Origin of the sequence: Ectopseudomonas toyotomiensis, assembly GCF_017167985.1 — a bacterium.
GTDB classification, from domain to species: Bacteria; Pseudomonadota; Gammaproteobacteria; order Pseudomonadales; family Pseudomonadaceae; genus Aquipseudomonas; species Aquipseudomonas toyotomiensis.
On record NZ_CP070505.1, the window covers coordinates 167,493 to 193,598 of the forward strand.

Consider the following 26,106-nt stretch of genomic DNA (forward strand, 5'->3'; position numbering starts at 1 on the left):
TTTCTTGTATACAGAAATTTGACTCAAGAGTCAGATAGCAGCTGCGCAGCCCGTGGCTGCTGCCTTGAGCCTCGCGCAAAGCCGGTGCTACCATGCCCGACCGCCGTCCGGCGGCAGAGGAAAACACAGGGCCTTATGACCAGCATTCGCGAGCGTAACAAAGAGCTCATCCTGCGCGCGGCCAGCGAAGAGTTCGCCGACAAGGGCTTCGCCGCCACCAAGACCAGCGACATCGCGGCCAAGGCCGGCCTGCCCAAGCCCAATGTCTACTACTACTTCAAGTCCAAGGAAAACCTCTACCGCGAGGTCCTGGAAAGCATCATCGAGCCGCTGCTGGCCGCGTCTGCGCCCTTCAACCAGCCGGGCCACCCGAGCGAGGTACTGACCGCCTACATCCGCTCGAAGATCCGTATTTCCCGCGAGCTGCCGCATGCCTCCAAGGTGTTCGCCAGCGAGATCATGCACGGTGCCCCGCACCTGTCGCCGGAGCAGACCGAGCAGCTCAACGACCAGGCCAAGCACAACATCGCCTGCATCCAGCGCTGGATCGACCAGGGCCTGATGGCCAAAGTCGACCCACACCACCTGCTGTTCAGCATCTGGGCCGCGACCCAGACCTACGCCGACTTCGACTGGCAGATTTCCACCGTCACCGGCAAGGCCAGCCTGGACGACGCCGACTACGAAGCCGCGGCGCAGACCATCATCCGCCTGGTGCTCAAGGGCTGCGAAGTCGCCCCGGCGCCGTCGACGGCATCCGAATTGGTCAGCAGCGTCTAGCGGCTGACCACCGTAGGGTGCGCCATGCGCACCAAGACTTCCCGAACTCCGCATACTGAATTCGGTGCGCGGCGCACCCTACGAAGAGTCAAGGACATATCCGAAAGTCGAGCCATCGGCATACGCCAGTCCGTAGGGTGTCGCGGGGCCGCCTAGGCCGTGCGCGCCAGGTTTTCCCGAACATCCGTGTCGTAAACTCGGTGCGCACGGCGCACCCTACGAAGCCCGCCCCCCCCCCTACGCCCCCGCATCCGCCTTCAGACCCAGCGACTCCAACGCACTCACTGCACACTGCTCATCGATATCCGAGGTATCACCAGTGATGCCGACGGCGCCGATCACTTCGCCGCGCTCGTCACGAATCAAAACCCCGCCCGGTGCCGGGATCAGGCTGCCCTGCGCCAGATTGTTCACCGCCCCGATAAAGGCCGGGCGCTGCTGCGCGTCGGCAGCGATCAGGCGCGAGCCCTTGCCCAGGGCCAGCGCGCCCCAGGCCTTGCCGATGGCGATCTGCGGGCGTAGCAGGCTGGCGCCGTCCTCGCGCTGCAGGCAAATCAGATGCCCGCCAGCATCCAGTACCGCGACGGTCAGCGGCGCCGCCTTTATCTCGCGCCCCACGGCCAGTGCGCGGTTACCGATGGCATTGGCGGTTTGCAGGTTCAAGTGGCTCATGGTGATGACTCCTGAAGTGACAAAGGGAACGAAACACCCGGAGCGAAGCCGGCACTGCGCACGCCGACAGCCCTAGGCAATCCAAAGCTCGCCTTCACTATCCCACCAGAAACAAAAAATTCAACTACTACATACAATATTATTTTTTATTGTATACATTTATCGCAATACGCCTCTTTGTCTGCGCTACTAGCCCCGTCAAACGGGCGTTTCAAAAGAATTTGGCCCAGGCGACAGGCTGCACCGGAAAAATTGTTGACCGCGAAGTCATGGCCTGCATAGAATCCGAGCCAGGTGTTTTGTATACAATCTGATAACAAAAGAGGCACAAGATAATGGCCAGAATGAGAGCAATCGAGGCAGCCGTACTGGTGATGCGCCGTGAAGGCGTCGATACCGCGTTCGGCGTCCCCGGCGCTGCCATCAACCCCCTGTATGCCGCACTGAAGAAACTCGGTGGCATCGATCACGTCCTGGCCCGTCATGTCGAAGGCGCTTCGCACATGGCCGAGGGTTACACTCGTACCAATGCCGGCAATATCGGCGTGTGCATCGGCACCTCAGGCCCGGCCGGCACCGACATGGTCACCGGCCTGTACTCGGCGTCGGCCGACTCCATCCCGATTCTGTGCATCACCGGCCAGGCGCCGCGTGCACGTATGCACAAGGAAGACTTCCAGGCAGTCGACATCACCAGCATCGTCGGCCCGGTGACCAAATGGGCCACCACCGTCATGGAGCCTGGTCAGGTACCGCGCGCCTTCCAGCGTGCCTTCCATGAAATGCGCAGCGGCCGCCCCGGCCCAGTACTGATCGACCTGCCGTTCGACGTGCAGATGGCCGAGATCGAGTTCGATATCGATGCCTACGAGCCGCTGCCGGTGGCCAAGCCGACCACCAGCCGCGTCCAGGCCGAGAAGGCCATCGCCATGCTCAACGACGCCGAGCGCCCGCTGTTGGTTGCCGGTGGTGGCATCTTCAATGCCGATGCGCAAGACAAGCTGGTGGAGTTCGCCGAGCTGACCGGCGTGCCGGTGGTGCCGACCCTGATGGGCTGGGGTGTGATTCCGGACGATCACAAGCTGATGGTCGGCATGGTCGGCCTGCAGACCTCGCATCGCTACGGCAACGCCACCCTGCTCGCTTCCGACCTGGTATTCGGCATCGGCAACCGCTGGGCCAACCGCCACACCGGCTCGGTCGACGTTTACACCGAAGGCCGCAAGTTCATCCACGTCGACATCGAGCCGACGCAGATCGGCCGCGTGTTCAACCCGGATCTGGGTATTGCCTCTGACGCCGGCAACGCGCTGGACGCCTTCCTCGAAGTGGCCCGCGAGTGGAAAGCCGCCGGCAAGCTGAAGGACCGCAGCGCCTGGGTCGAAGCCTGCCGCGAGCGCAAGCGCACCCTGCAGCGCAAGACCCACTTCGACAACGTGCCGGCCAAGCCGCAGCGCGTGTACGAGGAAATGAACGAAGCCTTCGGCAAGGACACCTGCTACGTCAGCACCATCGGTCTGTCGCAGATCGCCGGCGCGCAGTTCCTGCACGTGTACAAACCGCGCCACTGGATCAACTGCGGCCAGGCCGGCCCGCTGGGCTGGACCATTCCGGCGGCCCTCGGCGTGGTCAAGGCCGATCCGACTCGCAACGTGGTGGCGCTGTCCGGCGACTACGACTTCCAGTTCATGATCGAGGAGCTGGCCGTCGGTGCGCAGTTCAACCTGCCGTACATCCACGTGCTGGTGAACAACTCCTATCTGGGCCTGATCCGTCAGGCGCAGCGCGGCTTCGACATCGATTACTGCGTGCAGCTGGCGTTCGAGAACATCAACGCGCCGGAGCTCAATGGGTATGGCGTCGACCACGTCGCCGTGGTCGAGGGCCTGGGCTGCAAGGCGATCCGCGTGTTCGACCCGAACGAGCTGCAGAACGCCTTCGCCGAAGCCAAGCGCCTGATGGCCGAGCACCGCGTGCCGGTGGTGGTAGAGATCATCCTGGAGCGTGTCACCAACATCTCCATGGGCACCGAGATCAACGCCATCAACGAGTTCGAGGAACTGGCCGAGCGCGGCGTCGACGCCCCGACCGCCATCTCGCTGCTGGATTGATCCGTAGGGTGCGCCGCGCGCACCGCAAACGCCGCGACGCATCCATGGTGCGCACGGCGCACCCTACGCAGACCGCAATTGCACCACGACAAGGAGCACACCATGCCCCGTTTTGCTGCCAACCTGTCCATGCTGTTCACCGAAGTGGACTTCCTGGACCGTTTCGCCGCCGCCGCCGAAGCCGGTTTCAGCGGCGTGGAATACCTCTTCCCCTATGACTTCGCGGTGGAAGAGATCAAGGCCCGCCTGGACGCCAACAAGCTGGAACAGGTGTTGTTCAACCTGCCCGCCGGTGACTGGGGCAAGGGCGAGCGCGGCATCGCCTGCCATCCGGATCGCGTCGAGGAATTCCGCGCCGGCGTCGACAAGGCCATCGCCTACGCCAAGGTGCTGGGTAACAAGCAGATCAACTGCCTGGCCGGCATCCGCCCGCAGGGCCTGGACTGCGCGACCGTCGAGAAGACTTTCGTCGACAACCTGCGCTACGCCGCTGACAAGCTGGCTGGCGCCGGTATTCGCCTGGTGATGGAAGCCATCAACACCCGCGACATTCCCGGCTTCTACCTCAGCACCACCAAGCAGGCCCTGGACATCCGCGACAAGGTCGGTAGCACCAATCTGTACCTGCAGTACGACATCTACCACATGCAGATCATGGAAGGTGACCTGGCCCGCACGGTTGAGAGCAACCTGGCCGCCATCAACCACGTGCAGCTGGCCGACAACCCGGGCCGCAACGAGCCGGGCACCGGCGAGATCAACTACCGCTTCCTCTTCGAGCACCTGGATCGCATCGGCTACCAGGGCTGGATCGGCTGTGAATACAAGCCGGCAACCACCACCGCTGCCGGCCTCGGCTGGATGAAAGCGCACAACGCAATCTGAGGAGAATTTCCCAATGGCTAAAATCGGATTTATCGGCACCGGCATCATGGGCAAACCCATGGCGCAGAACCTGCAGAAGGCCGGCCACACCCTGTTCTTCTCCGAGCACTTCGACAAGGCTCCGGCCGACCTGGTTGGCGACAACGGCATCGCCCTGGCCAACCCGAAGGAAGTCGCCCAGGAAGCCGAATTCATCATCGTTATGGTGCCGGACACCCCGCAGGTCGAAGACGTGCTGTTCCGTGACAACGGCATCGCTCAGGGCGTCGGCGCCGGCAAGGTGGTGATCGACATGAGCTCGATCTCCCCCACCGCGACCAAGCAGTTTGCCGAGAAGATCAAGGCCACCGGCGCCGCCTACCTGGACGCCCCGGTGTCCGGCGGTGAAGTCGGCGCCAAGGCCGCTACCCTGTCGATCATGGTCGGTGGCTGCCCGAACGCCTTCGAACGCGCCCTGCCGCTGTTCCAGGCCATGGGCAAGAACATCACCCGCGTCGGCGGCAACGGTGACGGCCAGACCGCCAAGGTGGCCAACCAGATCATCGTCGCGCTGAACATCCAGGCGGTGGCCGAAGCCCTGCTGTTCGCTGCCAAGAACGGCGCCGACCCGGCCAAGGTGCGTGAAGCGCTGATGGGTGGTTTCGCCGGCTCGAAGATTCTCGAAGTGCACGGCGAGCGCATGATCAAGGGCACCTTCGATCCGGGCTTCCGCATCAGCCTGCACCAGAAGGACCTCAACCTGGCGCTGTCCGGCGCCCGCGAGCTGGGCCTGAACCTGCCCAACACCGCCAACGCCCAGCAGGTGTTCAGCACCTGCGCGGCCCTCGGCGGCAGCGGCTGGGACCACTCTGCCCTGATCAAGGGTCTGGAGCACATGGCCAACTTCAATATTCGCGGCGAGTAACAAAGCGCCCTCTCCCCCGGCCCCTCTCCCGCATGCGGGAGAGGGGAGACAAGAAGCTCGGCGTTATACGGGTTTTCAGCGTACGCCAAACCAGTCCCCTCCCACTTATGGGAGAGGAAGAGACAGCAGCTTGGCGTTGCACGGACATTCGGCGTACGCCAAGCCAGTCCCCTCTCCCATTTATGGGAGAGGGTTAGGGAGAGGGGCTTTGCTTCTGGTCCACCCTTTCGACCTTCCTGGCAGGAGGTGTCACGGCCCGATTGCCAGGTTGGTCGATTCCATTCCCCAGGCGCTGCCATGCGGCGCCTGGGGAATGGAATCGATCTGGTGTCATCCTGACGGGCATACCGCGCAGGCACCCCGACTCATCGAATACTACGCGGCCTGCCCGCTTCGCTACGCGACTCTCACGCCAAGAACAAGAGAACACCGCCATGACCTTCGACCCGCAACGCCTGCTGCGCGACCTGTTCGCCACCGCCATCGCCGCCGCCCATCCGCGCCAGGTGCTGGCCGACTATCTGCCCGCCGATCGCAGCGGCCGCGTCATCGTCATCGGCGCCGGCAAAGCCGCAGCGGCGATGGCCGAGGTGATCGAGCAGGAGTGGCAAGGCGAGGTCAGCGGCCTGGTGGTGACCCGCTACGAGCACGGCGCCGACTGCAAGAAGATCGAAGTGGTGGAAGCCGCTCACCCGGTACCGGACGACGCCGGCGAGCGCGTCGCGCGTCGCGTGCTGGAGCTGGTGTCGAACCTGTCCGAAGACGACCGGGTGATATTCCTCCTCTCCGGCGGCGGCTCCTCGCTGCTGGCACTGCCGGCAGAAGGCATCAGCCTCCAGGACAAGCAGGCGATCAACAAGGCACTGCTCAAATCCGGCGCCACCATCGGCGAGATGAACTGCGTGCGCAAGCACCTCTCGGCGATCAAGGGCGGCCGCCTGGCCAAGGCCTGCTGGCCGGCCACCGTCTATACCTACGCCATCTCCGACGTACCCGGCGACGAGGCCACGGTGATCGCCTCCGGCCCCACCGTGGGCGACCCGACCACCTCGGCCGAAGCCCTGGCGATTCTCGCTCGCTATGAAATCGATATTCCCGCTAACGTGCGCGCCTGGCTGGAAGATCCACGCTCGGAAACGGTGAAGCCGGGCGACCCGGTACTCGCCCGTAGCCACTTCCAGCTGATCGCCACCCCGCAGCAGTCGCTCGACGCCGCCGCAGCCAAGGCCGAAGCCGCCGGCCTGCCGGCACTGATTCTCGGCGATCTGGAAGGCGAATCGCGCGACGTGGCCAAGGTGCATGCCGGCATCGCCCGCCAGGTGCAGCTGCACGGCCAGCCGATCAAGCCGCCGTGCGTGATCCTCTCCGGCGGCGAAACCACCGTTACCGTGCGCGGCAACGGCCGTGGCGGACGCAACGCCGAATTCCTCCTCAGCCTCACCGAGAGCCTCAAGGGCCTGCCCGGCGTCTACGCGCTGGCCGGCGACACCGACGGCATCGATGGCTCCGAAGACAACGCCGGCGCCATCATGACGCCCTACAGCTACGCCCGCGCCGGCATCAAGGGCCTGTCCGCCCGCGACGAGCTGGACAACAACAACGGCTATGGCTACTTCGCCGCCCTCGACGAGTTGATCGTCACCGGGCCGACCCGTACCAACGTCAACGATTTCCGCGCCATTCTGATTCTCGAGAACGACCAATGAACGCCGACAAGAAAGTAAAGATCCTCGCCACCCTCGGCCCGGCCATCCGCGACGCCGCGCATATCCGCCAGCTGGTGGAGGCCGGGGTCAACCTGTTCCGCCTCAACTTCAGCCACGGCGAGCACGCCGACCACGCCCAGCGCTATCAGTGGGTGCGCGAGGTGGAGCGCGAGCTGAACCAGCCGATCGGCATCCTCATGGACCTGCAGGGGCCCAAGCTGCGCGTCGGCCGCTTTGCCGAAGGCAAGGTACAACTGGTCAACGGCCAGAGCCTGCGCCTGGACCTGGACGCCACGCCCGGCGACGCCAGCCGGGTCAACCTGCCCCACCCGGAGATCATCGAAGCCCTGCAGCCGGGCATGAGCCTGCTGCTGGACGACGGTCGCCTGCGCCTGAAGGTGACCGCCAAACAGGCTGATGCCGTAGACACCTGCGTCATCGCCGGCGGTGAGCTGTCCGACCGCAAGGGCGTCAACGTGCCCGAGGCGGTGCTGCAGCTGTCGCCGCTGACCGACAAGGATCGTCGCGATCTGGCCTTCGGCCTGGATCTGGGCGTGGACTGGGTGGCGCTTTCCTTCGTGCAGCGCCCCGAGGACATAGTCGAAGCGCGCGAGCTTATCCAGGGCAAGGCCTTCCTCATGGCCAAGATCGAGAAGCCCTCGGCGGTACAGCATCTCGAAGAAATCGCCCGTCTGTGCGACGCGATCATGGTGGCGCGCGGTGATCTGGGCGTGGAAGTGCCGGCCGAGAACGTGCCGCGCATCCAGAAGGACATCGTGCGCACCTGCCGCCAACTCGGTCGCCCGGTGGTGGTGGCCACGCAGATGCTCGAATCCATGCGCTTCTCGCCCGCGCCGACTCGCGCCGAAGTCACCGACGTAGCCAACGCCGTGGCCGAAGGCGCCGATGCGGTAATGCTGTCGGCCGAGACCGCCTCCGGCGACTACCCGCTGGAAACCGTGCAGATGATGAGCAAGATCATCCGTCAGGTGGAAAACGGCCCGGACTACCAGACCCAGCTCGACGTCGGCCGCCCGCAGGCCGAGCCCACCGCCAGCGACGCCATCAGCTGCGCCATCCGCCGCATCAGTTCGATCCTGCCGGTGGCCGCCCTGGTCAACTACAGCGAATCCGGTGCCAGCAGCCTGCGCGCCTCGCGCGAGCGACCCAAGGCGCCGATCTTGAGCCTGACGCCGAGCCTGACCACGGCGCGGCGCCTGACCGTGGCCTGGGGCATCTACTCGGTGGTCAACGAGCGCCTTCGTCGGGTCGAGGAAGTCACCAGCACCGCGCTGGAGATCGCCCAGGCCCAGGGCATGGCCAAGCGCGGCGAAACCGTGGTGATCACCGCCGGCGAACCCTTCGGCCAACCTGGCAGCACCAACAGCCTGAGGATCGAAACGCTGCATTGAGCCGCACTGCTCTCCTGTAGGGTGCGCCATGCGCACCGAAAGCCATACGCACGAATAAAAGGTGCGCACGGCGCACCCTACAAAGCTCCGCCAAGCGACACGGAAAGCTCCCCTCTCCAGCTTGCGGGAGAGGAGCTGGGGGGAGAGGGCTCTCTTGGCACATACATCATGCCTCCACTACCAACCTCACACCCTGCCCGGCAAAGCTTGCGCGCCCTGCTCTGCGGCTTCGCCCAGATATTCCTGCAACAGAGCCCCGGCTGCGGCCTGCTGGTACTGATTGCCATCCTTATCGGCGCGCCCGACCTGCTGCCCGGCGCCTTGCTCGGCGGCCTGACGTCGATGCTGATCGCGCAACACCGCGGCTACCCACCTGCCGACATCGCCATCGGCCTGTACGGCTACAACGGCATCCTGCTCGGTCTACTGCTCAGCCTGAAACTGCCATGGACACCGCTGCTGCCCGTGCTGATCATCACCAGCGCCGCCCTGTCCAGCCTGCTGCTGGCCCCATGGATGCGGAGCATGCGCAAACATGGCTGGCTGCCCGCCTTCACCTTTCCCTTCGTGCTGCTGGGTTGGCTGTTGCTGGCTCTGGTCACCCAGTTGCAGCTGCCACTTGCAGCACCCACCAGCTCGCCCAGCGCATCGGAACTGAACTTCCTGCAACTGATGCTCGCCGTGCTGCGCGGCCTGGGCCAGGTCATCTTTCTCGACTCGCCACTGGCCGGTCTGTGCCTGCTGATCGGCTTGCGCCTGGCCGATGGCCGCACGGCGCTGTGGGCGCTGCTGGGTTCCAGCGGCGGCTTCGCCCTGGCGATCTTCTCCGGCTGGCCCGGCGAGGGTGCGCTGGCCGGTCTCTACGGCTACAACGCCACTCTGGCGGCCATTGCCCTGGCCCAGGTACACCGTAGCCCACTGATACCGGCCCTCGGCATTCTACTCGCCCTGCTGCTGCAACCCGGTTTCAACGCCCTGGGTCTACCTGCCCTGACCATGCCCTTCATCCTCGCGTGCTGGCTGATCAGGGCCGGTACACAAAGTTGGCAAAAGGCAGTCAAGGACAGCACCCCGAGAGTCTAGAATCGCGCAACAGACCGCAAAGGCAGCGCGCGGAACATGGACAGACGAATTCTCGGCCTCAGCTTGCTATTGGCAACCGCTGCGACCTACGCAGAGTCAAACCCGAGCCTGATCGGCCCTGTCAGCGATATCGTGGTGATCGCGGATGGACTCGGCTCGGAGCAAGAAAACTGCCAGAGCTTCAAGGTCAGCGAAGCAATGGTCGCCGATTTCCTGCGTCATGCCATCCTCATCACCCACCGCCAGGAGCACGACTGGTACCTCCACGGCTCCTGCCAGGCCCATGGCACCTTGAGCACTCGCTACGGTAAATGGCAGTGGCAGCTACTCAATCTGGGCACCGCGCGGATTACAGCGGTCACCGGTGATACCTTTGTGCTCGGTGATCCGCGGGAGGAGTCTTCGCTGGAAGGAGATTGAGAACAGAGCAGCAAGCACAACCACGGCCTTGCCCTCACTCCGCCTTCCTGCCTAGGCTGTGCCCTTTCGCTTAATCTGGACCTTGCCATGGACCACCCGCAGAGCTGGCGCCAGCGCCTCTACATCATCATCTTCGAAACCAGCACGCCGGCCGCTCAGCGCTTCGACAACTGGCTGCTGGTGTCCATCCTCGCCAGCCTGGTGGTGGTGATGCTCGACAGCATCGAGCACTTCCACAACCAGTACGCCGATGTGTTCGGCGCGCTGGAGTGGTTTTTCACCGCACTGTTCGCCATCGAGTACGGCTTACGCCTGTACAGCTCGCCCAAACCGATGCGCTATGCCTTCAGTTTCTTCGGCCTGGTGGACCTGCTGGCGGTGCTGCCGGCCATCCTGGCGTTGATGTTCGCCGATGCGCAGTACCTGATGATCGTCCGCGTCATCCGCATGATCCGCGTCTTCCGTGTGCTAAAGCTGCGCCAGTACCTGACGCAGGCCAACTTCCTGCTGGTGGCGCTGCGCGGCAGCAAGCAGAAGATCGTGGTGTTTCTGGTGAGCGTCTCGACCCTGGTCACCGTTTATGGCGCGCTGATGTACGTCATAGAAGGCCCGGCCAACGGCTTCACCAGCATTCCTACCGGTATCTACTGGGCGGTGGTGACGCTGACCACCGTGGGTTTCGGCGACATCACCCCGCAAACCCCCGTAGGCCAGATGCTCGCTACGCTGGTGATGATAACCGGCTACTCGATCATCGCCGTGCCCACCGGCATTTTCACCGCCGAACTGGCCAACGCGATGCGCCAGGACGGGCTGATGGAGCACGACTGCCCGCATTGTCGGAAGAATCGCCACGAATACAGCGCGGCGTTCTGTAGTCGCTGCGGTGGACCGCTGTTCAGCAGAAAGACCGAGCCGTCATCGGCGGCGCAAAGCACGCCTGAAACAGACTGAAGCAAAACCGATTGGCCACCGCGTGGTCATAAAGTCGCCCTGTGGGCTATAAAGCCCGACTTTTTAGCTGAAGGAAGCGCGCCATGGCCGTTACCACCAATGAATCCACGGCACCTGCCAAGGCCGCCTGGATTGGCCTGATTCTGGGCCCCTTGCTACTGCTCGTCTGCCTGGTCACCGAGCCGCCAGCCGGTCTCTCCAGCACCGCTTGGGCCACCATCGGCCTGACCCTGCTGATGGCCACCTGGTGGTCGACCGAAGCCATTCCGATTCCGGCCACTTCGCTGCTGCCAATCCTGTTGATTCCGGCGCTGGGCATCGACAGTCTCAACGCCGCGACCGCGCCTTACGCCAACCCGACCATCTACCTGTTCCTCGGTGGTTTCGTCCTGGGCCTGGCCATGGAGCGCTGGAACCTGCACAAGCGCATCGCGCTGATGACGCTGCTGGCCATGGGCAGCAGGCCCAGCAGGCAGATCGCCGGGTTCATGATGGCCACGGCCTTTCTCAGCATGTGGGTGAGCAACACCGCCACCACCATCATGATGCTGCCCATCGGTCTTTCGGTGATCGGCATGCTCACCAGCGAGCAGAGCACCGGCGAAGCCGACCGTGAACGCTTCGCCACCGCCCTGCTGCTGGCAATCGCCTACGCCGCCAGCGTCGGCGGTATCGCCACGCTGATCGGCACCCCGCCGAATGCCTTGCTGGCCGCCTTCCTCGCCGACAACTATGACGTGCAGATCGGCTTCGGCCAGTGGATGCTGCTGGGCGTGCCGGTGGCGGTGATCATGCTGGCGTTCATCTGGTGGTGGCTGACCCGTGGCGGCTTCAACCTGGCCGGACATGACAGCACGCAGCTGATTCGCAGCGAGCTGGCCGAACTCGGCCCACTGAGCCGTGGCGAGAAGCTGGTGGCGCTGGTGTTTGTCATCACCGCGCTGGCCTGGGTATTCCAACCGCTGATCTCCGGCTGGGTGCCCGGCGTCAATGACACCAGCATCGCCATTGCTGCGGCGCTGGCATTGTTCATGATTCCGGTGGACGTCAAACAGCGCGTGTTCCTGATGAACTGGGAAAGCGCCAGCAAACTGCCCTGGGGCGTGCTGCTGCTGTTCGGCGGCGGCCTATCGCTGGCTGGGGTGATTCGCAGCACCGGTCTGGCCGAATGGATCGCACAGAGTCTCGGTGCGCTGGGCGCCCTGCCGGTGATCGCGATGATCGGCGTGGTGGTGCTGGTGATCATCTTCCTTACCGAGGTCACCTCCAACACCGCCACCGCAGCCGCCTTCCTGCCGCTGCTGGGGGCACTGGCCGTATCGCAGGGCATGCCGGCAGAGCTGTTGGCGATTCCAGCCGCCATCGCTGCCAGCTGCGCCTTCATGATGCCGGTGGCGACGCCGCCTAACGCCATCGTGTTCGGCACCGGGCATATGAAGATACAGTCGATGATCAAGGCAGGCTTCGCCCTCAACCTGTTCGGCGTGGTGCTGGTGACGCTGATCTGCTATGTGCTGGTGGGCATGATCTGGGCACATTGAGCCTGGATCGCACCAACAAGAACGGCGCCTTCGGGCGCCGTTTTCATATGCGGTTGTAGGGTGAGTGCATCCTGCCAGGTCGATCGGCGGGTTTCACCCGCACTACGCGATCAGCGGTCCTGATACTGGCGGAACAACCCCGGCGGAATACCCGAGCTGTCAGTTTCCTTCCACGGCCCGCCAGCTTGCGAAGACCAGCTCCAGCCGCCGTCCCAGCGGTAGAAGATGCGCTCGCGGTAGTACAGATCACGCGCACCTTCGACTACATAGACGCCCAGGCCCGGGTTCCAGTGGCTCTTCACCCCAGGCGGCGGCGCGTAGCGCGGGTGCGACGGCTGCTGCACCGGCGGCAACTGGCCAACCGGTGTACTCGGTTGCTGCAGTACGCAGCCGCTCAGTCCAAGCCCGAGCGCGCAGGCCAGCACCAGGCGCTTCACTGGGCCTGCCCGTCGCGGCTGTCGATCAGCAGCGCCTGAACGTCACGGGCAGTGTTGGCAACCGGGCCGGTCTGGCCGGTCCATTCACCCTGGGTGGCGTTACCCGCACGGGATACACGCGCCACCAGTTGCACCTGGTCGAATCGGGAAATCTTCAGTTCGGGCATCATCGCATCCACATCGGAAAGGCTGATCTGCACCGGCAGGTCGGAAACCTTCAGGCGTTTGACCGCCAACGGCATCGGCGGGCCACTGAGCGCGCGGGCGAAGACGAATACAGCATCGTCCGGCTGCACACTCTGCTGCACTTCAGGCGACAGCGATACGCTGACCTCCAGCGCATGCACCTTGGCGCCTGGCTCGGCGGCAGCGCTGGGCTGCTCCCCCTCGCCCACCTGCTGACGAGCGCGTTCGATACCGCCGGCGATGGCCGCACGCGACGGGTCCTGCTCCGGCAGCACGGCGACCAGACGCTCCCAGTAGCGCACCGCATCAGCATAGCGCTGGCTTTCATAGGCGGCGATACCGAGCAGGCCGAGGCTGGTGACCTCTTCCGGATCGGCCTTCAACGCTTCGTCAGTGAGCGTCTGCATCTGCTCGCTCCACCGCTTGCCTTCGGCGAAGTACAGCGCCTGCGCCCATTGGCCGAGCAGCTCCGGGGCACGCCCGGCGATCTCCACTGCACGCTCAAACGCCTTGGCGGCATCGCCGGCACGCTCCTGCGCCATATAGGTACGACCGAGGAAGTACCAGGCCTCGGCAGACTCCGGCTGTTGCTGCACGGTCTGCTCCAGGCGCGCGGTCATCTCCTCGATGCTTTGCGGCTGTGCAGCGGCCAGTTGGCGAGTCTGTACGACCTCATCGACAGCGCCCCAGTGCAGGTACAGGGCCACGCCCAGCACCGGCACCAGCAGCGCCGACACCAGCGGAATCTTGCCGCCGAGCACGCTGCTGCGGCGCTGCACGCCTTCGGTGTCATCCAGCAGCTCGCGCGCGGCCTCGGCGCGACCGGCCTCCATTTGCGCTTCATCGAGCACGCCAGCCTGGCGCTGGGTTTCCAGCTCCTGCAGGCGCTCCTGATAGAGGGTGACGTTGAGTGCGGTACGGTCTTCTTCGGCCTGCAGCTTGCGAATGCGCAGTACCGGAATCAGCAGAAACGCCAGGGCAGTCAGCAACAGCAGCCCGGCGGGCAACCAGAAATCGATCATCGGTCTTTCTTGTCCTGAGAGTTTTGCTCGAGCAACGCGGCGAGGCGCGCCTGCTCATCGACGGAGAGGCCAGCAGCAGAGCGGTCCTTGTTCTGGCCACGGCGGCGCAGGACGATCACCCCGAGCACACCGAAACCTATCAGCAGCAGGCCGGCCGGGCCGTACCAAAGCAGCAGCGTGCGGCTGGTCAGCGGCGGTTTGTAGAGCACGAAATCGCCATAGCGCGAGACCAGGAAATCAATGATTTCCTCGTTGCTCTTGCCCTCTTCGAGCATGCGGAAGATCTCGCCTCGCAGGTCCATGGCGATCGGCGCGTCGGAGTCGGCGATGTTCTGGTTCTGGCACTTCGGGCAACGCAGCTCTTCGATCAGATTACGATAGCGCTGACGCTCGGCCTCGTTGGCGAACACGAAGGTATCGATGGCGGCATGGGCGCTGGCCAACAGCCCCAGTGCCAGACCGGCACACATCAACAGGCGCTTCATGGCTGGGCCTCGTCAACCAGTTGCTGGTAGATCGGCGCCAGCTTCTCGCGCCAGACGCGCTCGTCGATGGTGCCGACAAACTTGTGACGAATGATGCCTTTGGCATCGACGAAGAAGGTTTCCGGCGCGCCGTACACACCCAGGTCCAGACCGAGGCTGCCCTTGGCGTCCTCGATGTTGAGCTGATACGGGTTGTGCAGGTCGCGCAGCCATTTCTGCGCCGGCTCGCGCTGATCCTTGTAGTTGACCCCATGGATCACCACGCCGGCCTCAGCCAGCTTGTTCAGCACCGGATGCTCGTGGCGGCAGGCCGGGCACCAGGTGGCCCAGACATTGACCAGCGCAGGTCGGCCCTTGATGTCGGCCTCGCTGAGGGTGCGCTCGGGATCATCCAGCGACGGCAGGCTGAAGGCCGGGAACGGCTTGCCGATCAGCGCCGAGGGCAACTCGGACGGGTCGAGAAACAGGCCGCGATAGAGGAATACGGCGATCGCCAGGAAGGCCAGCAGCGGCAACAGCAGGAGCAGGCGTCTCATGCGCTGGCCTCCTGCATGCCCAGGGCTTCACGCACGCGGGTTCTGACCTTGATCCGGTAGCGCTTGTCGGCAGCAGCGAGGAAGCCGCCGAAGCCCATCAGCAGCGCGCCCAGCCAGATCCAGCGGACGAACGGCTTGATGTGAATGCGTACGGCCCAGGCGCCCTGCTCCAGCGGCTCGCCGAGGGCGACGAACAGGTCGCGAGTGAAGCCGGCATCGATGCCTGCCTCGGTCATGGTCGCCTGCTGCACGGTGTAGAGGCGCTTCTCCGGGTGCAGCACCTTGATCTGCCGCTCGCCGTCGAATACGCGCACCGTGCCCTTGTCGGAAATGAAGTTGGGGCCTTCATGATGCACGGCGCCGTCGAACTGGAAGCGATAGCCGACCAGCTCCACGGAGTCACCCGGCGCCATGCGCAGATCGCGCTCGTAGCTACCGAGGCTGGTGAGTACCACACCCAGGGCGCACACGGCGAAACCGAAGTGCGCCATCTGCATGCCCCAGTAGCTGCGACCCAGGCTCGGCAAGCCCTTGATCAGGCCCTTGTGGCGCGTCTTGTCGAGGATGTCGCGCACGCCAGCGAGGATCACCCAGAAGGCCAGCAGGCAGACGGCCAGCACCGCCCAGTGGAAATCGCCGTGCAGGAAGGTGGCGACTACCGCCAGCACCACACTGGCCACCAGCACCGGCGTCAGCATGCCGCCCAGCCATTTCAGCGGGGTGTCCTTCCAGCGCACCAGCACGCCGACGCTGATCACCGCCATCAGCAGCGCCATCAGCGGCAGGAACAGCGCGTTGAAGTAAGGCGGGCCAACCGACAGTTTGGCGCCGGTCAGCGCGTCAAGCACCAGCGGATAGAGCGTGCCGAGCAGGATCATCGCGGCCGACACCACCAGCACGATGTTGTTGACCAGCAGCAGCGTCTCACGCGACCACAAGCCAAAGCCGACCTGGCTCTTGACCACCGGGGCACGCACGGCGAACAGCGCCAGCGAACCACCGACCACGATCAGCAGGAAGGCGAGGATGAACACGCCGCGCTCCGGGTCGGTGGCAAAAGCATGCACCGAGGTCAGCACACCAGAGCGGACCAGGAAGGTACCCAGCAGGCTGAGGGAGAAGGCGGCGATGGCCAGCAGCACGGTCCAGCTCTTGAACACCCCACGCTTCTCGGTCACGGCCAGCGAATGGATCAAGGCAGTGCCCACCAGCCAGGGCATGAAGGACGCGTTCTCTACCGGGTCCCAGAACCACCAGCCGCCCCAGCCCAGTTCGTAGTAGGCCCACCAGGAGCCCAGGGCGATACCGATGCCGAGGAAGGCCCAGGCGACGATGGTCCAGGGACGCGACCAGCGCGCCCAGGCGGCGTCCAGCTTGCCGCCGAGCAGCGCAGCAATGGCGAAGGCGAAGGCCACCGAGAAGCCGACATAGCCCATGTACAGCATCGGCGGATGCACGATCAGGCCGAAGTCCTGCAACAAGGGGTTGAGGTCGCGGCCATCAGCTGGCGAGTTCGGCAGCAGGCGCTCGAAGGGGTTGGAGGTGACGATCAGAAACAGCAGAAAACCGATGCTGATCATGCCCATCACAGCCAGCACACGGGCGAGCATTTCTTCCGGCAGGTGGCGCGAGAAGATCGCCACGGCAAAGGTCCAGCCCGCCAGGATCAGCGCCCACAGCAGCAAGGAACCTTCGTGCGCCCCCCATACCGCGCTGAACTTGTAGTACCAGGGCAACGCACTGTTGGAGTTGTGCGCCACGTAGGCGACGGAGAAATCGTCGACCATGAAGGCATAGGTCAGGCAGATGAAGGAGAACAACAGAAAGGCGAACTGACCCCAGGCGGCCGGCTGCGCCAGGCTCATCCACTGGTGGTCACCGCGCCAGGCACCGATCAGCGGCAGCGTCGCCTGTACCAGGCACAGGCACAGCGCCAGAATCATCGCCAGATGGCCGAGCTCGGGGATCATTGTGCACTCTCCTGCTGATAGCCCTGTTTGGCGGCTTTGGCCTCATTGTGCTTCTGCATCATTCCGCTCTTTTCCAGCGCCTGCATGACTTCAGGCGGCATGTAATTCTCGTCGTGCTTGGCCAGTACCTCGTCGGCCACCAGCACGCCCTCTGCATTGACCCGACCCAGGGCGACGATGCCCTGCCCTTCACGGAACAGATCCGGGAGGATGCCGTGATAGCGAATGGTCACGCCGTGAGCGCCGTCGGTGACGACGAAGTCGACTTCCAGGGTGTCGGCGGAACGCTTGACCGAGCCTTCCTCGACCAGGCCACCGGCACGAATGCGAGTATCGACCGGGGCTTCGCCGTTGGCGATCTGACTCGGGGTGTAGAACAGGTTGATGTTCTCCTGCAGCGCGGTCAGTGCCAGCGCCACGGCGATGCTGACGCCGCAGAGGATGGCCAGAACGATATACAGGCGTTTCTTGCGAACCGGATTCACTTCGACTTCTCCCGGCGCAAACGGCGCGCCTCGTCTTGCAGGTAACGGCGGCGCGCCAGGATTGGCAGCACCACATTCAACGCCAGGATCGCCAGGCTGATGCCATAAGCGCTCCAGACGTAGGGGCCATGAGTTCCCATGGCGAGAAACTCGGAGAACGACGCGAAACTCATGCCTTGCCCTCCACCAGCGTCTGCACTTCGGCTTTCACCCAGCTGCTGCGTGCTTCACGCTTGAGCACTTCCAGGCGCATGCGATAAAGCAGCACGGCGCCGAAGAAGCAGTAGAAACCCAGCACTGCCAGGAGCAACGGCAGCCACATTTCCATCGGCATCGCCGGTTTTTCGGTGATCTTGAAGGTGGCGGTCTGGTGCAGTGAGTTCCACCACTCCACCGAGTACTTGATGATCGGAATATTGACCACACCGACGATGGCCAGCACGGCGCAGGCCTTGGCGGCGCTGTCGCGGTTGCTGATGGCGTTGCCCAGGGCGATCACGCCGAAATACAGGAACAGCAGAATCAGCATCGAGGTAAGGCGTGCGTCCCAGACCCAGTAGGTGCCCCAGGTCGGCTTGCCCCAGATGGCACCGGTGAGCAGCGCGATGGCAGTCATCCAGGCACCGATGGGGGCGGCCTGCTGCACGGCGACGTCGGCCAGTTTCATCTTCCATACCAGGCCGACCAGGCCGGCAATGGCCAGGGTCACGTAGATGGACTGGGCGAGGAAGGCCGCCGGAACGTGGATATAGATGATGCGGAAGCTGTTGCCCTGCTGGTAGTCCGGCGGCGCGAAAGCCAGGCCCCAGATCAGGCCAGCGGCGATCAGCAACACGGCAGCGATACTGAGCCAGGGCAGCCAGCGGCCACTCATCTCATAGAACCACTTGGGCGAACCCCATTTGTGAAACCACGTCCAGTTCATGCTCGACTCATTATTCAGGCCTGATCCGGCGGTTACCCGGTCAGATGTCAATCACGGTTCGTTGTTATTCACCGACGCTGATGGTCAGACCGGCGGCAATCGCAAAAGGTGTCAGGGTCACCGCCAGGGCGGTGAGGCTGGCCAGCCACAACAGATGACCGGTCGCCGGCAGTCCTTGCAAGGCCGCCTGCAGCGCCCCGCTGCCAAGAATCAGCACCGGGATGTACAGCGGCAGGATCAGCAGCGCCAGCAGCAGGCCGCCGCGCTTGAGACCAACGGTGAGCGCCGCGCCCACCGCGCCGAGCAGGCTCAACACCGGGGTGCCGAGCAGCAGGGAAATCAGCAGTACCGGCAGGCAACGCCCAGGCAGACCGAGCATCAGCGCCAGCACGGGCGCCAGCAAAACCAGCGCCAGACCACTGAAAAGCCAGTGTGCCAGCACCTTGGCCAACACCAGAAGAGGCAGGGGGTGCGACGAAAGGACCCACTGTTCGAGCGAGCCATCCTCGAAATCACTGCGGAAAAGCCCGTCCAGCGAGAGCAGCACGGCCAAAAGGGCTGCGACCCAGACCAGGCCGGGAGAAAGGGTTTGCAACAATTGCGTCTCTGGCCCCACCGCCAGCGGGAACAGCGCAATGACAATGGCGAAGAACACCAGCGGATTGGCCAGGTCGGACGGACGACGGGCGAGCAGACGCATTTCGCGCGACAGCAGTTGAGTGAAAACGTTGCTCATGCCGCGTACTGCCCCAGATCCAGATCGCGATAGGTCGCTGGTGTGCATTGCAGGCTGTGGTGAGTAGTCAGCACCACGACGCCACCACGCTCGCAATGGTCGGCCAGGTGTCCTTCGAGTTGCGCCACACCGCTCTTGTCCAGCGCAGTGAAAGGCTCATCGAGCACCCACAGTGGCGGCGTATCGGCCAGGTACAGACGTGCCAGGGCGACACGGCGCTGCTGGCCGGCCGACAGGGTATGGCAGGGAACATCCTCGAAACCGCGCAGGCCGACCGCCTCCAGCGCCTGCCAGATCGCCTCGCGACTGGCCGGGCGATGCAGCGCGCAGAGCCAGGCCAGGTTCTCTTCGGCAGTCAGCAGCCCCTTGATGCCAGCGGCATGGCCAATCCACAACAGGTTGCGCGCCAGTTCACTGCGCTGCTCGGCCAGGGCCTGACCCTGCAACAGGATGTCGCCGGAGGTCGGCTGACGCAGGCCAGCGATCAGCCGTAACAGGCTGGTCTTGCCACTGCCGTTGGGGCCGCTGATCTGCAACATGTCGCCTGGCTGCAGGGCGAAGTGCAGTTGCTCGAAGAGCATGCGCCAGTCCCGCTCACAGCTGAGCGCCACGGCTTCGAGAAGGGGAACGGGACGGGTCATCGATACCTGGCAGGGTTAAAGTCGACGGTGCTCCGGCCGCTATACTGACGCGTGCCGGAAGTGCGCTGCGCAACGGGCCGGCATTATACATGTCGCATCACTGTCCCCGCAGTCAGCATTTTCGACAGGGTGTTAATCTGTCGCAGACAAATCGGCCGTAGGCTGTACTCGCAAAGCAGTACGCCATCAGATACGTGAGAGCCCATGAGCGAAATCAGCAGCCCACGCCCGCTTCCCCCTTCCGTGCCGGTGATTCGCAACACTGCGACCGCCGCAGACATGGCCGTACGCCTGTTGCAGCCGCTGGAAGGCATGCTGGCGGCAGGCGAAAGCGCCAAGGCCGAAGTCGTGGCGATTCGCGAGCAGGCGCAAAGCTTCCAACTGCTGCTCAAACTGACCCTCGCAGGCGGCAAACAGGCGACTTTGCAGGCTGAAAGCCCCAGGCCACTGGCCCAGGGCAGCGCGCTGGTGGTCACCGCACTGTCGGACACTCGCCTGGCGCTGGCCTTGCAGGCAGGCGGCGACAAACCGCTGACCAGCCTCGACCTGCAGCAACTGCCGCCCGGCACCCTGGTCCAGGGCAAAGTGGTCAGCCGCGACGTTTTGCCGCCGCAGGGTGCGCAGACGATCTATCGCCTGGTGGTGAACCTGCTCAATACCCCCCTCGCCGGCAGCCAGTTGGCGCTCGACAGTCCGCTGGCGCTGCCGCTCGGCAGCCTGCTCAGCGCGCAGGTGCAGGGCAGCCAGAGCCTCGCCTTCCTGCCGCTCAGTGGCCGCCTCGATCAATTGGTACTGGGCCAGCAACTGGCCGCCCAGCAGAATCGCCAGGCATCGCTGGAGGGTCTGTTCAAAGGCTTGCAGAAACTGAGCGGCGGCGATGAAGCCCTGCGCGGCAGTATCGACAAGCTGCTTGGCGCCCTCCCCGACAGCGCCCAGCTGAGCACCGCCAAGGGCCTGGCGCAGGCGCTCGAAGGCAGCGGTGTGCTGCTCGAAGCCAAACTGCTGCAGGGCCAGACCGGCACATTGCCGCAGGACCTGAAGGCCAACCTGCTGCGCCTGATCGCTCAACTGATGCCGCAACTGCCAGGTGTCTCCGGCCCCCTTGCCGGCCTGCAGAACGCCCTCAGCCAGAACCTGCCCAACCTGGCCCGGCAACTGCTCGGCGCAGGCGCACCCGGCTCGGCGCGCCAACAGGCGCTGACCTTTCCATTACCTTCGCGCCTGTTGCAGAACATGGATGGCGAAGCCGACCTGGAAACCCTGCTGAAGCTCGCCGCAGCGGCCGTCTCACGGCTGCAGACCCACCAGCTATCGAGCCTGGCGCAAACCCAGGTCGACGCCAACGGCAACCTGCTGACCACCTGGCAGCTGGAGCTGCCCATGCGCCATCAGCAGGAGGTGATTCCGCTGCAGGTCAAACTGCAGCGTGAAGACAGCGGCAAGGCGGAAAAGGCGGAACAGAAGGAAACGCTCTGGCGCGTGGAACTGGCCTTCGATCTCGACCACCTTGGTCCTCTGCAGGTTCGGGCTCAGTTGCTACGCGGCAGCCTCTCCAGCCAGTTATGGGCCGAGCGCGCCGATACCGCATCGCTGATCACCGCCGAACTGGGCAACCTGCGTGAGCGCCTGCAAGCCGCGGGCCTGAAGGTGGGCGAGCTGGCCTGCAGCCAGGGCATGCCGCCGCAAGGGCCGAAGACCTCGCTGGAACAACGTTGGGTGGACGAAACCGCATGAGCCGCAAACCGCAGTCCGAAGCGCGTCAGGCCATCGCCCTCAACTATGACGGGCAAAATGCGCCGATACTCAGCGCCAAGGGTGATGACGAGCTGGCCGAAGCCATTCTCGCCATCGCTCGCGAATACGAAGTGCCGATTTACGAAAATGCCGAGTTGGTGCGTCTGCTGGCGCGCCTGGAACTGGGCGATGCCATTCCGGAAGCGCTGTATCGCTGCATTGCCGAGATCATCGCCTTCGCCTGGCACCTGCAGGGCAAGGCCCCGCCGGGTTTTGAGGCCGATGCCGAACGCGACGTCACCCCGACGCTGCCCTTGCTCAAGGGTCCGGCGAGCTGAGCGCCAGCCGCTCGTTGGTGCTGCCCTTGCTGCTTGGCATATCGAACAACTGCCAGGCGAAGTAACCGCCACGAAAATAGAACACACGGGTAAAACCCCAGCCAACGGCCTGCTCGACCGCGACGGCACTCTGCGCACACACCTCACTGTCGCAATAGATGACCAGGGGCACCTCGCGCGGCCAGGGCACCTGCGCCAGAGATGCAAAGTGCCAGCGCAAATCCAGATGAATGGCACCCTCGACATGCCCCCAGCCCCATTCGCGAGCCGGCCGCACATCGATGAACAGTGCGCCATGGTCGTGCAAGTGCTTGGCCTGCATCACGTTGACCGTGGTCGCACCCGCGACCTGCAGCGGCGCCTCCTGAGCAACCAAGGGCTGGCAGAGCAGCCAGCCAAAGAAAAACACAACAAGACGATGCATGACCAATCCCCCGTGACGAACACAGCCGGACGAACCACTGCCTTCTATCAGCGTAGATGGGCGCACAGGGACGCTAGGATTGATTGCGCAGGCGGCAGGGCCTGCTAAGAACGCACTCGACTATACGTCAAGGCGTGAGGAAGGCTATTGCGACTGGCCTGTCTTGGGTGTGTGCAGGCGGCTGATCAGCTCGGCCTCGGCCTTGCTCAGACCACAGGACTGGGTCAGGTCATCGACGCTGGCGCCCATGCCCACCAGGCGAGCAGCCTGAGTGAACGACAGGCTGCTGGGGTCACGCTGTTCGATCTGGCTGACCTTGTCCGGCAGCGGCGCCACCACACGGCGCAGCTCATGCAGCTCTTCGCCCATGCGAATGCTGCCGGTCAGGTAGGCGTCAAGACGCTTGCTCAGCTCCCTGATTCGCGCATCGCGCACGGCGTCACGCTTGGCCTGCTCGGCCAGCAGGCGCTGCTGGTTGCGGTACAGGCCTTTGCAGACGATGCCCAATGCCACGCATAGCAGCGCCACGAAGGCCAGGGCCGCGGCAAGCATGGCGAACTCGGACATGGCTCAGATGCTCTCCAGCTCCGACCACTCTTCCTCGGACATCATCTTGTCCAGCTCGACCAGGATCAGCAGCTCGCCGTTCTTGTTGCACACGCCCTGGATGAACTTGGCCGACTCGTCGTTGCCGACGTTCGGGGCAGTCTCGATCTCGGACTGACGCAGGTAGACCACTTCGGCCACGCTATCGACCAGAATACCGACCACTTGCTTGTCCGCTTCGATGATGACGATACGGGTGTTGTCGGTGACCGGCGCCGAACCCAGGCCGAAACGCTGGCGGGTATCGATCACGGTGACCACATTGCCACGCAGGTTGATGATGCCCAGCACATAGCTCGGAGCACCCGGTACCGGGGCGATCTCGGTGTAACGCAGGACTTCCTGCACCTGCATCACGTTGATGCCGTAGGTCTCGTTGTCCAGGCGAAAGGTCACCCACTGCAGAATCGGATCTTCGGCACCTTGTGCAGAACTTTTCTTCATGTCCCTAGCCTCATCAAAAACCGCTCAGTGCGGCATGCGCGGGTCGACCCGCTTGTCATCAACTATAGAGCCCGTAGGCACAGGCTCACCAATTCTCAATGCAGTTTTCCGCCATTCAGGCGTTTCGCCCCGCCGCTGGCGATCAGCTCGGCCAGTGCCGCCACGTCGAGCAGCGCGCACATGTGCTCGATCACTGTACCGGCCAACCAGGGGCGCTGGGTACGCTGACTGCGCCACTTGACCTCGCTCGGGTCCAGGCGAATCGAACGGCTGACCTGATGCACCGACAGCCCCCACTCGTAGCCCTGCACCGAAATCACGTACTGCAGGCCTTCGCGGAAGTCATCTCGGTAACGGTCCGGCATCACCCAGCGTGCAGTGTCCAGCACCTTCAGGTTACCGGCCTGGCTCGGCAGGATACCGAGGAACCAATCCGGCTGACCGAACAGCGGCGTCAGTTCCTGACCTTCCAGTGGGTAGATCGACCCCAGGCAGATCAATGGCACGGCCAGGGTCAACCCGGCAACGTCGAACAGCAGGCATTCGAACGGCTCCTCGGCCCAGGCCGGACGACCATCGGCCAGCAGCGCAGCCGGCTGCGGCGCCAGCTCGGCAGCGGGAGCAAGCGCTGGCGGCGCCTCATCGATGAGCGGAGCCTGTGTCGGTGCGAGCAATTCAACCGGCGCGACGTCCACCTGTACCTGCGGTTCAACCACGGTAGCGAGCACAACCGGCTCGACCAGCCGCGCATCGCGCACCTGCTCCTCGAGCACTGCGGCCTCGAACTCGTCGAGGCTGACGGACATCTCCAGTTCGGCGGCGGCCTCCTGCAGCAGCCCATCAAGGTAGGACTGCAGGGCCAACTGGGAACGCGTGGCGGTGGCGAGGTTACGACTCATGACTGGAACCCGGAATAAGATCTTGACAGCCTATCGGCCGCTGCATGCTCCGACTTGAGTGTCGCAGTTCAACACAGACGCTCATTTCAAGCCACCTGCGCCGCCGGCTGATGACTCAGAAGATGCTTCAACAGCGCACGATAGGCGATCACCCCACGGCTGCCCGCATCGAACTGCGAGGGCGTGCGCCCTGCCCGGCTGGCATCACGCAAGCGCGTGTCGACCGGGATATAGGCCGGCCACAGGTGCTCGGGATAGGTATTGCGCAGTACCCGCAGCGTACTCATGGACGCCTGGGTACGACGGTCGAACAGCGTCGGTACGATGGTGTAGGGCAAGGCCTGCTTGCGCGAACGGTTGATCATCGCCAGCGTGGTGATCATCCGTTCCAGGCCCTTCACCGCGAGGAACTCGGTCTGTACCGGAATCACCAGTTGCTGGCTGGCTGCCAGGGCGTTGACCATCAGCACGCCGAGCAATGGCGGGCTGTCGATGACGGCATGATCGAAATCTTCCCACAGCTGCGCCAGGCTCTTGGCGATAACCAGACCCAGGCCACTCTGCCCCGGCGACTGGCGTTCGAGCGTGGCCAGCGCGGTACTCGACGGCAACAGGGAGATATTCTCGTGACTGGTACTGTGCAGCAACTGCTTGGGCAGGCCTTGCGGCACATTGCCCTGGTGCAGGAACAGATCGAAGCAACTGTGCTCCAGCGCATCGGGGTCATGACCGAAATAACTGGTCATCGACCCATGCGGATCGAGATCGACCACGACCACACGCTTGCCGGCATCGGCCAACAGGCCTGCCAGAGCGATGGAGGTGGTGGTCTTGCCGACCCCACCCTTCTGATTGGCTACTGCCCAGACTTTCATTTTCTCTCATCCTCCCGGCAAGAGGCGCTCAGGCCGAGAATGGCTGTCGCACGCACGCAGCTGGCGACTGGGATTTGACGGCTCACGACTGTGGAACCCCCGACGCAGACGCTGGTGCAGGTTGCGTGCCAGCCTCCGACTGCTGGGTCGCGGCACTGCCAGCGCCACGTCGCGTGTCGAGGTTGCGCGAAATCACCAGCACCACCCGGCGATTACGCCCCCTGCCCTCGGCAGTGGCATTGTCCGCCACTGGCTGGAACTCACCGTAACCCACGGCCGCCAGACGTGAAGGGTCGACGCCATCCATGGCCAACATGCGCACGATGCTCGCCGCGCGCGCCGAAGACAACTCCCAGTTGGTTGGGTATTGAGCGGTCTGGATCGGCAGGTTGTCGGTGAATCCCTCCACCTTAACCGGATTCTGATAAGGCGCCAGAATCTTGGCGACTTTCTCGATGATGTCGAACGCCTGATTGTTCGGAATGGCATCACCACTGGGAAACAGCAGACTGGAGCTGAGCTCGATCTCGATCCACATCTCGTTGCCGCGCACGGTCAGCTGATCACTCTGGATCAGCTCGCCAAACACCTCGCGCACGCTGGAGGCGATGCTTTGCAGGGTCGAATCCGAGCTGGGGTCGTCCATCGAGGTGTTATCAGGCTCACTGGTGCGCGGCCGCTCCTCGCCAACCGGAATCGGCTTGATCGAGCGATCGGGCTGATTGAACACGCCCGTCAGCGACTCCGAGAGGATCTTGTACTTGCCTTCGTTGATCGAGGAAATCGAGTACATCACCACGAAAAAGGCGAATAGCAAGGTGATGAAGTCGGCATAGGAGACCAGCCAACGCTCGTGATTCTCGTGCTCTTCATGATGCCGCCTGCGCGCCATGCC

Annotated in this window: 29 protein-coding genes; 12 read left to right on the plus strand and 17 right to left on the minus strand. The window is 64.0% G+C overall.

Translation table 11 applies throughout. From position 1 onward, the window contains the following. Window positions 1-135 precede the first annotated feature (135 nt). Window positions 136-780 (plus strand): TetR/AcrR family transcriptional regulator, encoded by a 645-nt coding sequence (locus JWV26_RS00755; protein WP_003243302.1) that lies wholly within the window; start codon window positions 136-138, stop codon window positions 778-780. A gap of 237 nt (window positions 781-1,017) precedes the next feature. On the opposite strand, the gene JWV26_RS00760 is transcribed toward JWV26_RS00755, so the two are convergent. Beyond that, on the minus strand, window positions 1,018-1,452 hold the full coding sequence (locus tag JWV26_RS00760) for a GlcG/HbpS family heme-binding protein (RefSeq protein ID WP_072425652.1): 435 nt from the start codon (window positions 1,450-1,452) through the stop codon (window positions 1,018-1,020). Window positions 1,453-1,787: 335 nt separating this feature from the next. Between JWV26_RS00760 and gcl the strand changes: the two genes are divergently transcribed. From gcl to JWV26_RS00805, 9 genes are all read left to right on the plus strand, one after another. Further along, complete coding sequence (gene gcl / locus JWV26_RS00765; protein ID WP_206418165.1) at window positions 1,788-3,563, plus strand: glyoxylate carboligase; 1,776 nt, start codon at window positions 1,788-1,790, stop codon at window positions 3,561-3,563. 102 nt (window positions 3,564-3,665) lie between these two features. Further along, the gene (gene hyi / locus JWV26_RS00770) at window positions 3,666-4,448 is read left to right on the plus strand and encodes a hydroxypyruvate isomerase (protein WP_074916055.1); all 783 of its coding nucleotides are present in this window, start codon (window positions 3,666-3,668) and stop codon (window positions 4,446-4,448) included. Between the two features lie 13 nt (window positions 4,449-4,461). After that, window positions 4,462-5,352 carry a 2-hydroxy-3-oxopropionate reductase gene (locus JWV26_RS00775; protein ID WP_074916057.1) on the plus strand — a complete coding sequence of 297 codons (891 nt, stop codon included), beginning with the start codon at window positions 4,462-4,464 and terminating at the stop codon, window positions 5,350-5,352. A 434-nt stretch (window positions 5,353-5,786) separates the two neighbouring features. Next, entirely contained in the window at window positions 5,787-7,058 is a 1,272-nt protein-coding gene (locus tag JWV26_RS00780) for a glycerate kinase type-2 family protein (protein WP_206418167.1), read from the plus strand. Then, the gene (pyk, locus tag JWV26_RS00785) at window positions 7,055-8,470 is read left to right on the plus strand and encodes a pyruvate kinase (RefSeq protein WP_206418169.1); all 1,416 of its coding nucleotides are present in this window, start codon (window positions 7,055-7,057) and stop codon (window positions 8,468-8,470) included. Before JWV26_RS00780 ends, pyk begins: the two co-directional genes overlap by 4 nt. Window positions 8,471-8,638: 168 nt before the next feature. Then, window positions 8,639-9,553, plus strand: a complete 915-nt coding sequence (locus JWV26_RS00790) for an urea transporter (RefSeq protein ID WP_206418170.1) — start codon at window positions 8,639-8,641, stop codon at window positions 9,551-9,553. Window positions 9,554-9,589: 36 nt separating this feature from the next. Continuing rightward, window positions 9,590-9,973 carry a hypothetical protein gene (locus JWV26_RS00795; RefSeq protein ID WP_074916065.1) on the plus strand — a complete coding sequence of 128 codons (384 nt, stop codon included), beginning with the start codon at window positions 9,590-9,592 and terminating at the stop codon, window positions 9,971-9,973. Between the two features lie 87 nt (window positions 9,974-10,060). Further along, window positions 10,061-10,927, plus strand: a complete 867-nt coding sequence (locus JWV26_RS00800; RefSeq protein ID WP_093050909.1) for an ion transporter — start codon at window positions 10,061-10,063, stop codon at window positions 10,925-10,927. Window positions 10,928-11,010: 83 nt separating this feature from the next. Next, a complete protein-coding gene (locus JWV26_RS00805; protein ID WP_059391467.1) occupies window positions 11,011-12,468 on the plus strand; it encodes an SLC13 family permease in 1,458 nt (485 codons plus the stop codon). 110 nt (window positions 12,469-12,578) lie between these two features. Here JWV26_RS00805 and JWV26_RS00810 read toward each other — a convergent pair whose 3' ends face one another. The 10 genes from JWV26_RS00810 to ccmA all read right to left on the minus strand — a co-directional run bounded on the left by JWV26_RS00810 (window position 12,579) and on the right by ccmA (window position 19,891). Next, window positions 12,579-12,905 carry a hypothetical protein gene (locus JWV26_RS00810; RefSeq protein ID WP_072425662.1) on the minus strand — a complete coding sequence of 109 codons (327 nt, stop codon included), beginning with the start codon at window positions 12,903-12,905 and terminating at the stop codon, window positions 12,579-12,581. Next, window positions 12,902-14,113, minus strand: coding sequence for a c-type cytochrome biogenesis protein CcmI (gene ccmI, locus JWV26_RS00815; protein WP_206418172.1), 1,212 nt, complete (start codon window positions 14,111-14,113; stop codon window positions 12,902-12,904). The genes JWV26_RS00810 and ccmI overlap by 4 nt, the downstream gene beginning before the upstream one ends. Further along, window positions 14,110-14,598: a cytochrome c-type biogenesis protein gene (locus tag JWV26_RS00820; protein WP_206418173.1), complete on the minus strand. Its 489-nt coding sequence runs from the start codon at window positions 14,596-14,598 to the stop codon at window positions 14,110-14,112. The genes ccmI and JWV26_RS00820 overlap by 4 nt, the downstream gene beginning before the upstream one ends. Beyond that, window positions 14,595-15,134, minus strand: a complete 540-nt coding sequence (locus JWV26_RS00825) for a DsbE family thiol:disulfide interchange protein (protein WP_045735314.1) — start codon at window positions 15,132-15,134, stop codon at window positions 14,595-14,597. The genes JWV26_RS00820 and JWV26_RS00825 overlap by 4 nt, the downstream gene beginning before the upstream one ends. After that, window positions 15,131-17,104: a heme lyase CcmF/NrfE family subunit gene (locus tag JWV26_RS00830; protein WP_206418174.1), complete on the minus strand. Its 1,974-nt coding sequence runs from the start codon at window positions 17,102-17,104 to the stop codon at window positions 15,131-15,133. The genes JWV26_RS00825 and JWV26_RS00830 overlap by 4 nt, the downstream gene beginning before the upstream one ends. After that, window positions 17,101-17,589 (minus strand): cytochrome c maturation protein CcmE, encoded by a 489-nt coding sequence (gene ccmE / locus JWV26_RS00835; RefSeq protein WP_072425667.1) that lies wholly within the window; start codon window positions 17,587-17,589, stop codon window positions 17,101-17,103. The genes JWV26_RS00830 and ccmE overlap by 4 nt, the downstream gene beginning before the upstream one ends. Beyond that, window positions 17,586-17,762: a heme exporter protein CcmD gene (ccmD, locus tag JWV26_RS00840; RefSeq protein ID WP_021489619.1), complete on the minus strand. Its 177-nt coding sequence runs from the start codon at window positions 17,760-17,762 to the stop codon at window positions 17,586-17,588. Before ccmD ends, ccmE begins: the two co-directional genes overlap by 4 nt. Further along, window positions 17,759-18,514, minus strand: coding sequence for a heme ABC transporter permease (locus tag JWV26_RS00845; RefSeq protein WP_074916075.1), 756 nt, complete (start codon window positions 18,512-18,514; stop codon window positions 17,759-17,761). Before JWV26_RS00845 ends, ccmD begins: the two co-directional genes overlap by 4 nt. 64 nt (window positions 18,515-18,578) lie before the next feature. Further along, window positions 18,579-19,250: a heme exporter protein CcmB gene (gene ccmB / locus JWV26_RS00850; protein WP_013715011.1), complete on the minus strand. Its 672-nt coding sequence runs from the start codon at window positions 19,248-19,250 to the stop codon at window positions 18,579-18,581. Beyond that, a complete protein-coding gene (gene ccmA / locus JWV26_RS00855) occupies window positions 19,247-19,891 on the minus strand; it encodes a cytochrome c biogenesis heme-transporting ATPase CcmA (protein ID WP_072425669.1) in 645 nt (214 codons plus the stop codon). Before ccmA ends, ccmB begins: the two co-directional genes overlap by 4 nt. Before the next feature lie 204 nt (window positions 19,892-20,095). On the opposite strand from ccmA, the gene fliK reads away from it, so the two are divergent. Both fliK and JWV26_RS00865 read left to right on the plus strand, forming a co-directional pair. Continuing rightward, window positions 20,096-21,625, plus strand: coding sequence for a flagellar hook-length control protein FliK (fliK, locus tag JWV26_RS00860; RefSeq protein WP_206418175.1), 1,530 nt, complete (start codon window positions 20,096-20,098; stop codon window positions 21,623-21,625). Beyond that, window positions 21,622-21,963: an EscU/YscU/HrcU family type III secretion system export apparatus switch protein gene (locus JWV26_RS00865; protein WP_206418176.1), complete on the plus strand. Its 342-nt coding sequence runs from the start codon at window positions 21,622-21,624 to the stop codon at window positions 21,961-21,963. The genes fliK and JWV26_RS00865 overlap by 4 nt, the downstream gene beginning before the upstream one ends. Here JWV26_RS00865 and JWV26_RS00870 read toward each other — a convergent pair. From JWV26_RS00870 to motD, 6 genes are all read right to left on the minus strand, one after another. Next, window positions 21,944-22,387 (minus strand): rhodanese-like domain-containing protein, encoded by a 444-nt coding sequence (locus tag JWV26_RS00870; RefSeq protein WP_072425672.1) that lies wholly within the window; start codon window positions 22,385-22,387, stop codon window positions 21,944-21,946. The genes JWV26_RS00865 and JWV26_RS00870 overlap by 20 nt on opposite strands. Before the next feature lie 144 nt (window positions 22,388-22,531). After that, on the minus strand, window positions 22,532-22,954 hold the full coding sequence (locus JWV26_RS00875) for a DUF2802 domain-containing protein (RefSeq protein WP_206418177.1): 423 nt from the start codon (window positions 22,952-22,954) through the stop codon (window positions 22,532-22,534). Between the two features lie 3 nt (window positions 22,955-22,957). Next, window positions 22,958-23,437 carry a chemotaxis protein CheW gene (locus JWV26_RS00880; protein WP_003243242.1) on the minus strand — a complete coding sequence of 160 codons (480 nt, stop codon included), beginning with the start codon at window positions 23,435-23,437 and terminating at the stop codon, window positions 22,958-22,960. Between the two features lie 95 nt (window positions 23,438-23,532). Next, a complete protein-coding gene (locus JWV26_RS00885) occupies window positions 23,533-24,336 on the minus strand; it encodes a CheW domain-containing protein (RefSeq protein WP_045735309.1) in 804 nt (267 codons plus the stop codon). Between the two features lie 86 nt (window positions 24,337-24,422). Then, window positions 24,423-25,211 (minus strand): ParA family protein, encoded by a 789-nt coding sequence (locus JWV26_RS00890; RefSeq protein ID WP_021489627.1) that lies wholly within the window; start codon window positions 25,209-25,211, stop codon window positions 24,423-24,425. 82 nt (window positions 25,212-25,293) lie between these two features. Next, a complete protein-coding gene (gene motD, locus JWV26_RS00895) occupies window positions 25,294-26,103 on the minus strand; it encodes a flagellar motor protein MotD (RefSeq protein ID WP_072425675.1) in 810 nt (269 codons plus the stop codon). Between the last annotated feature and the right edge of the window lie 3 nt (window positions 26,104-26,106).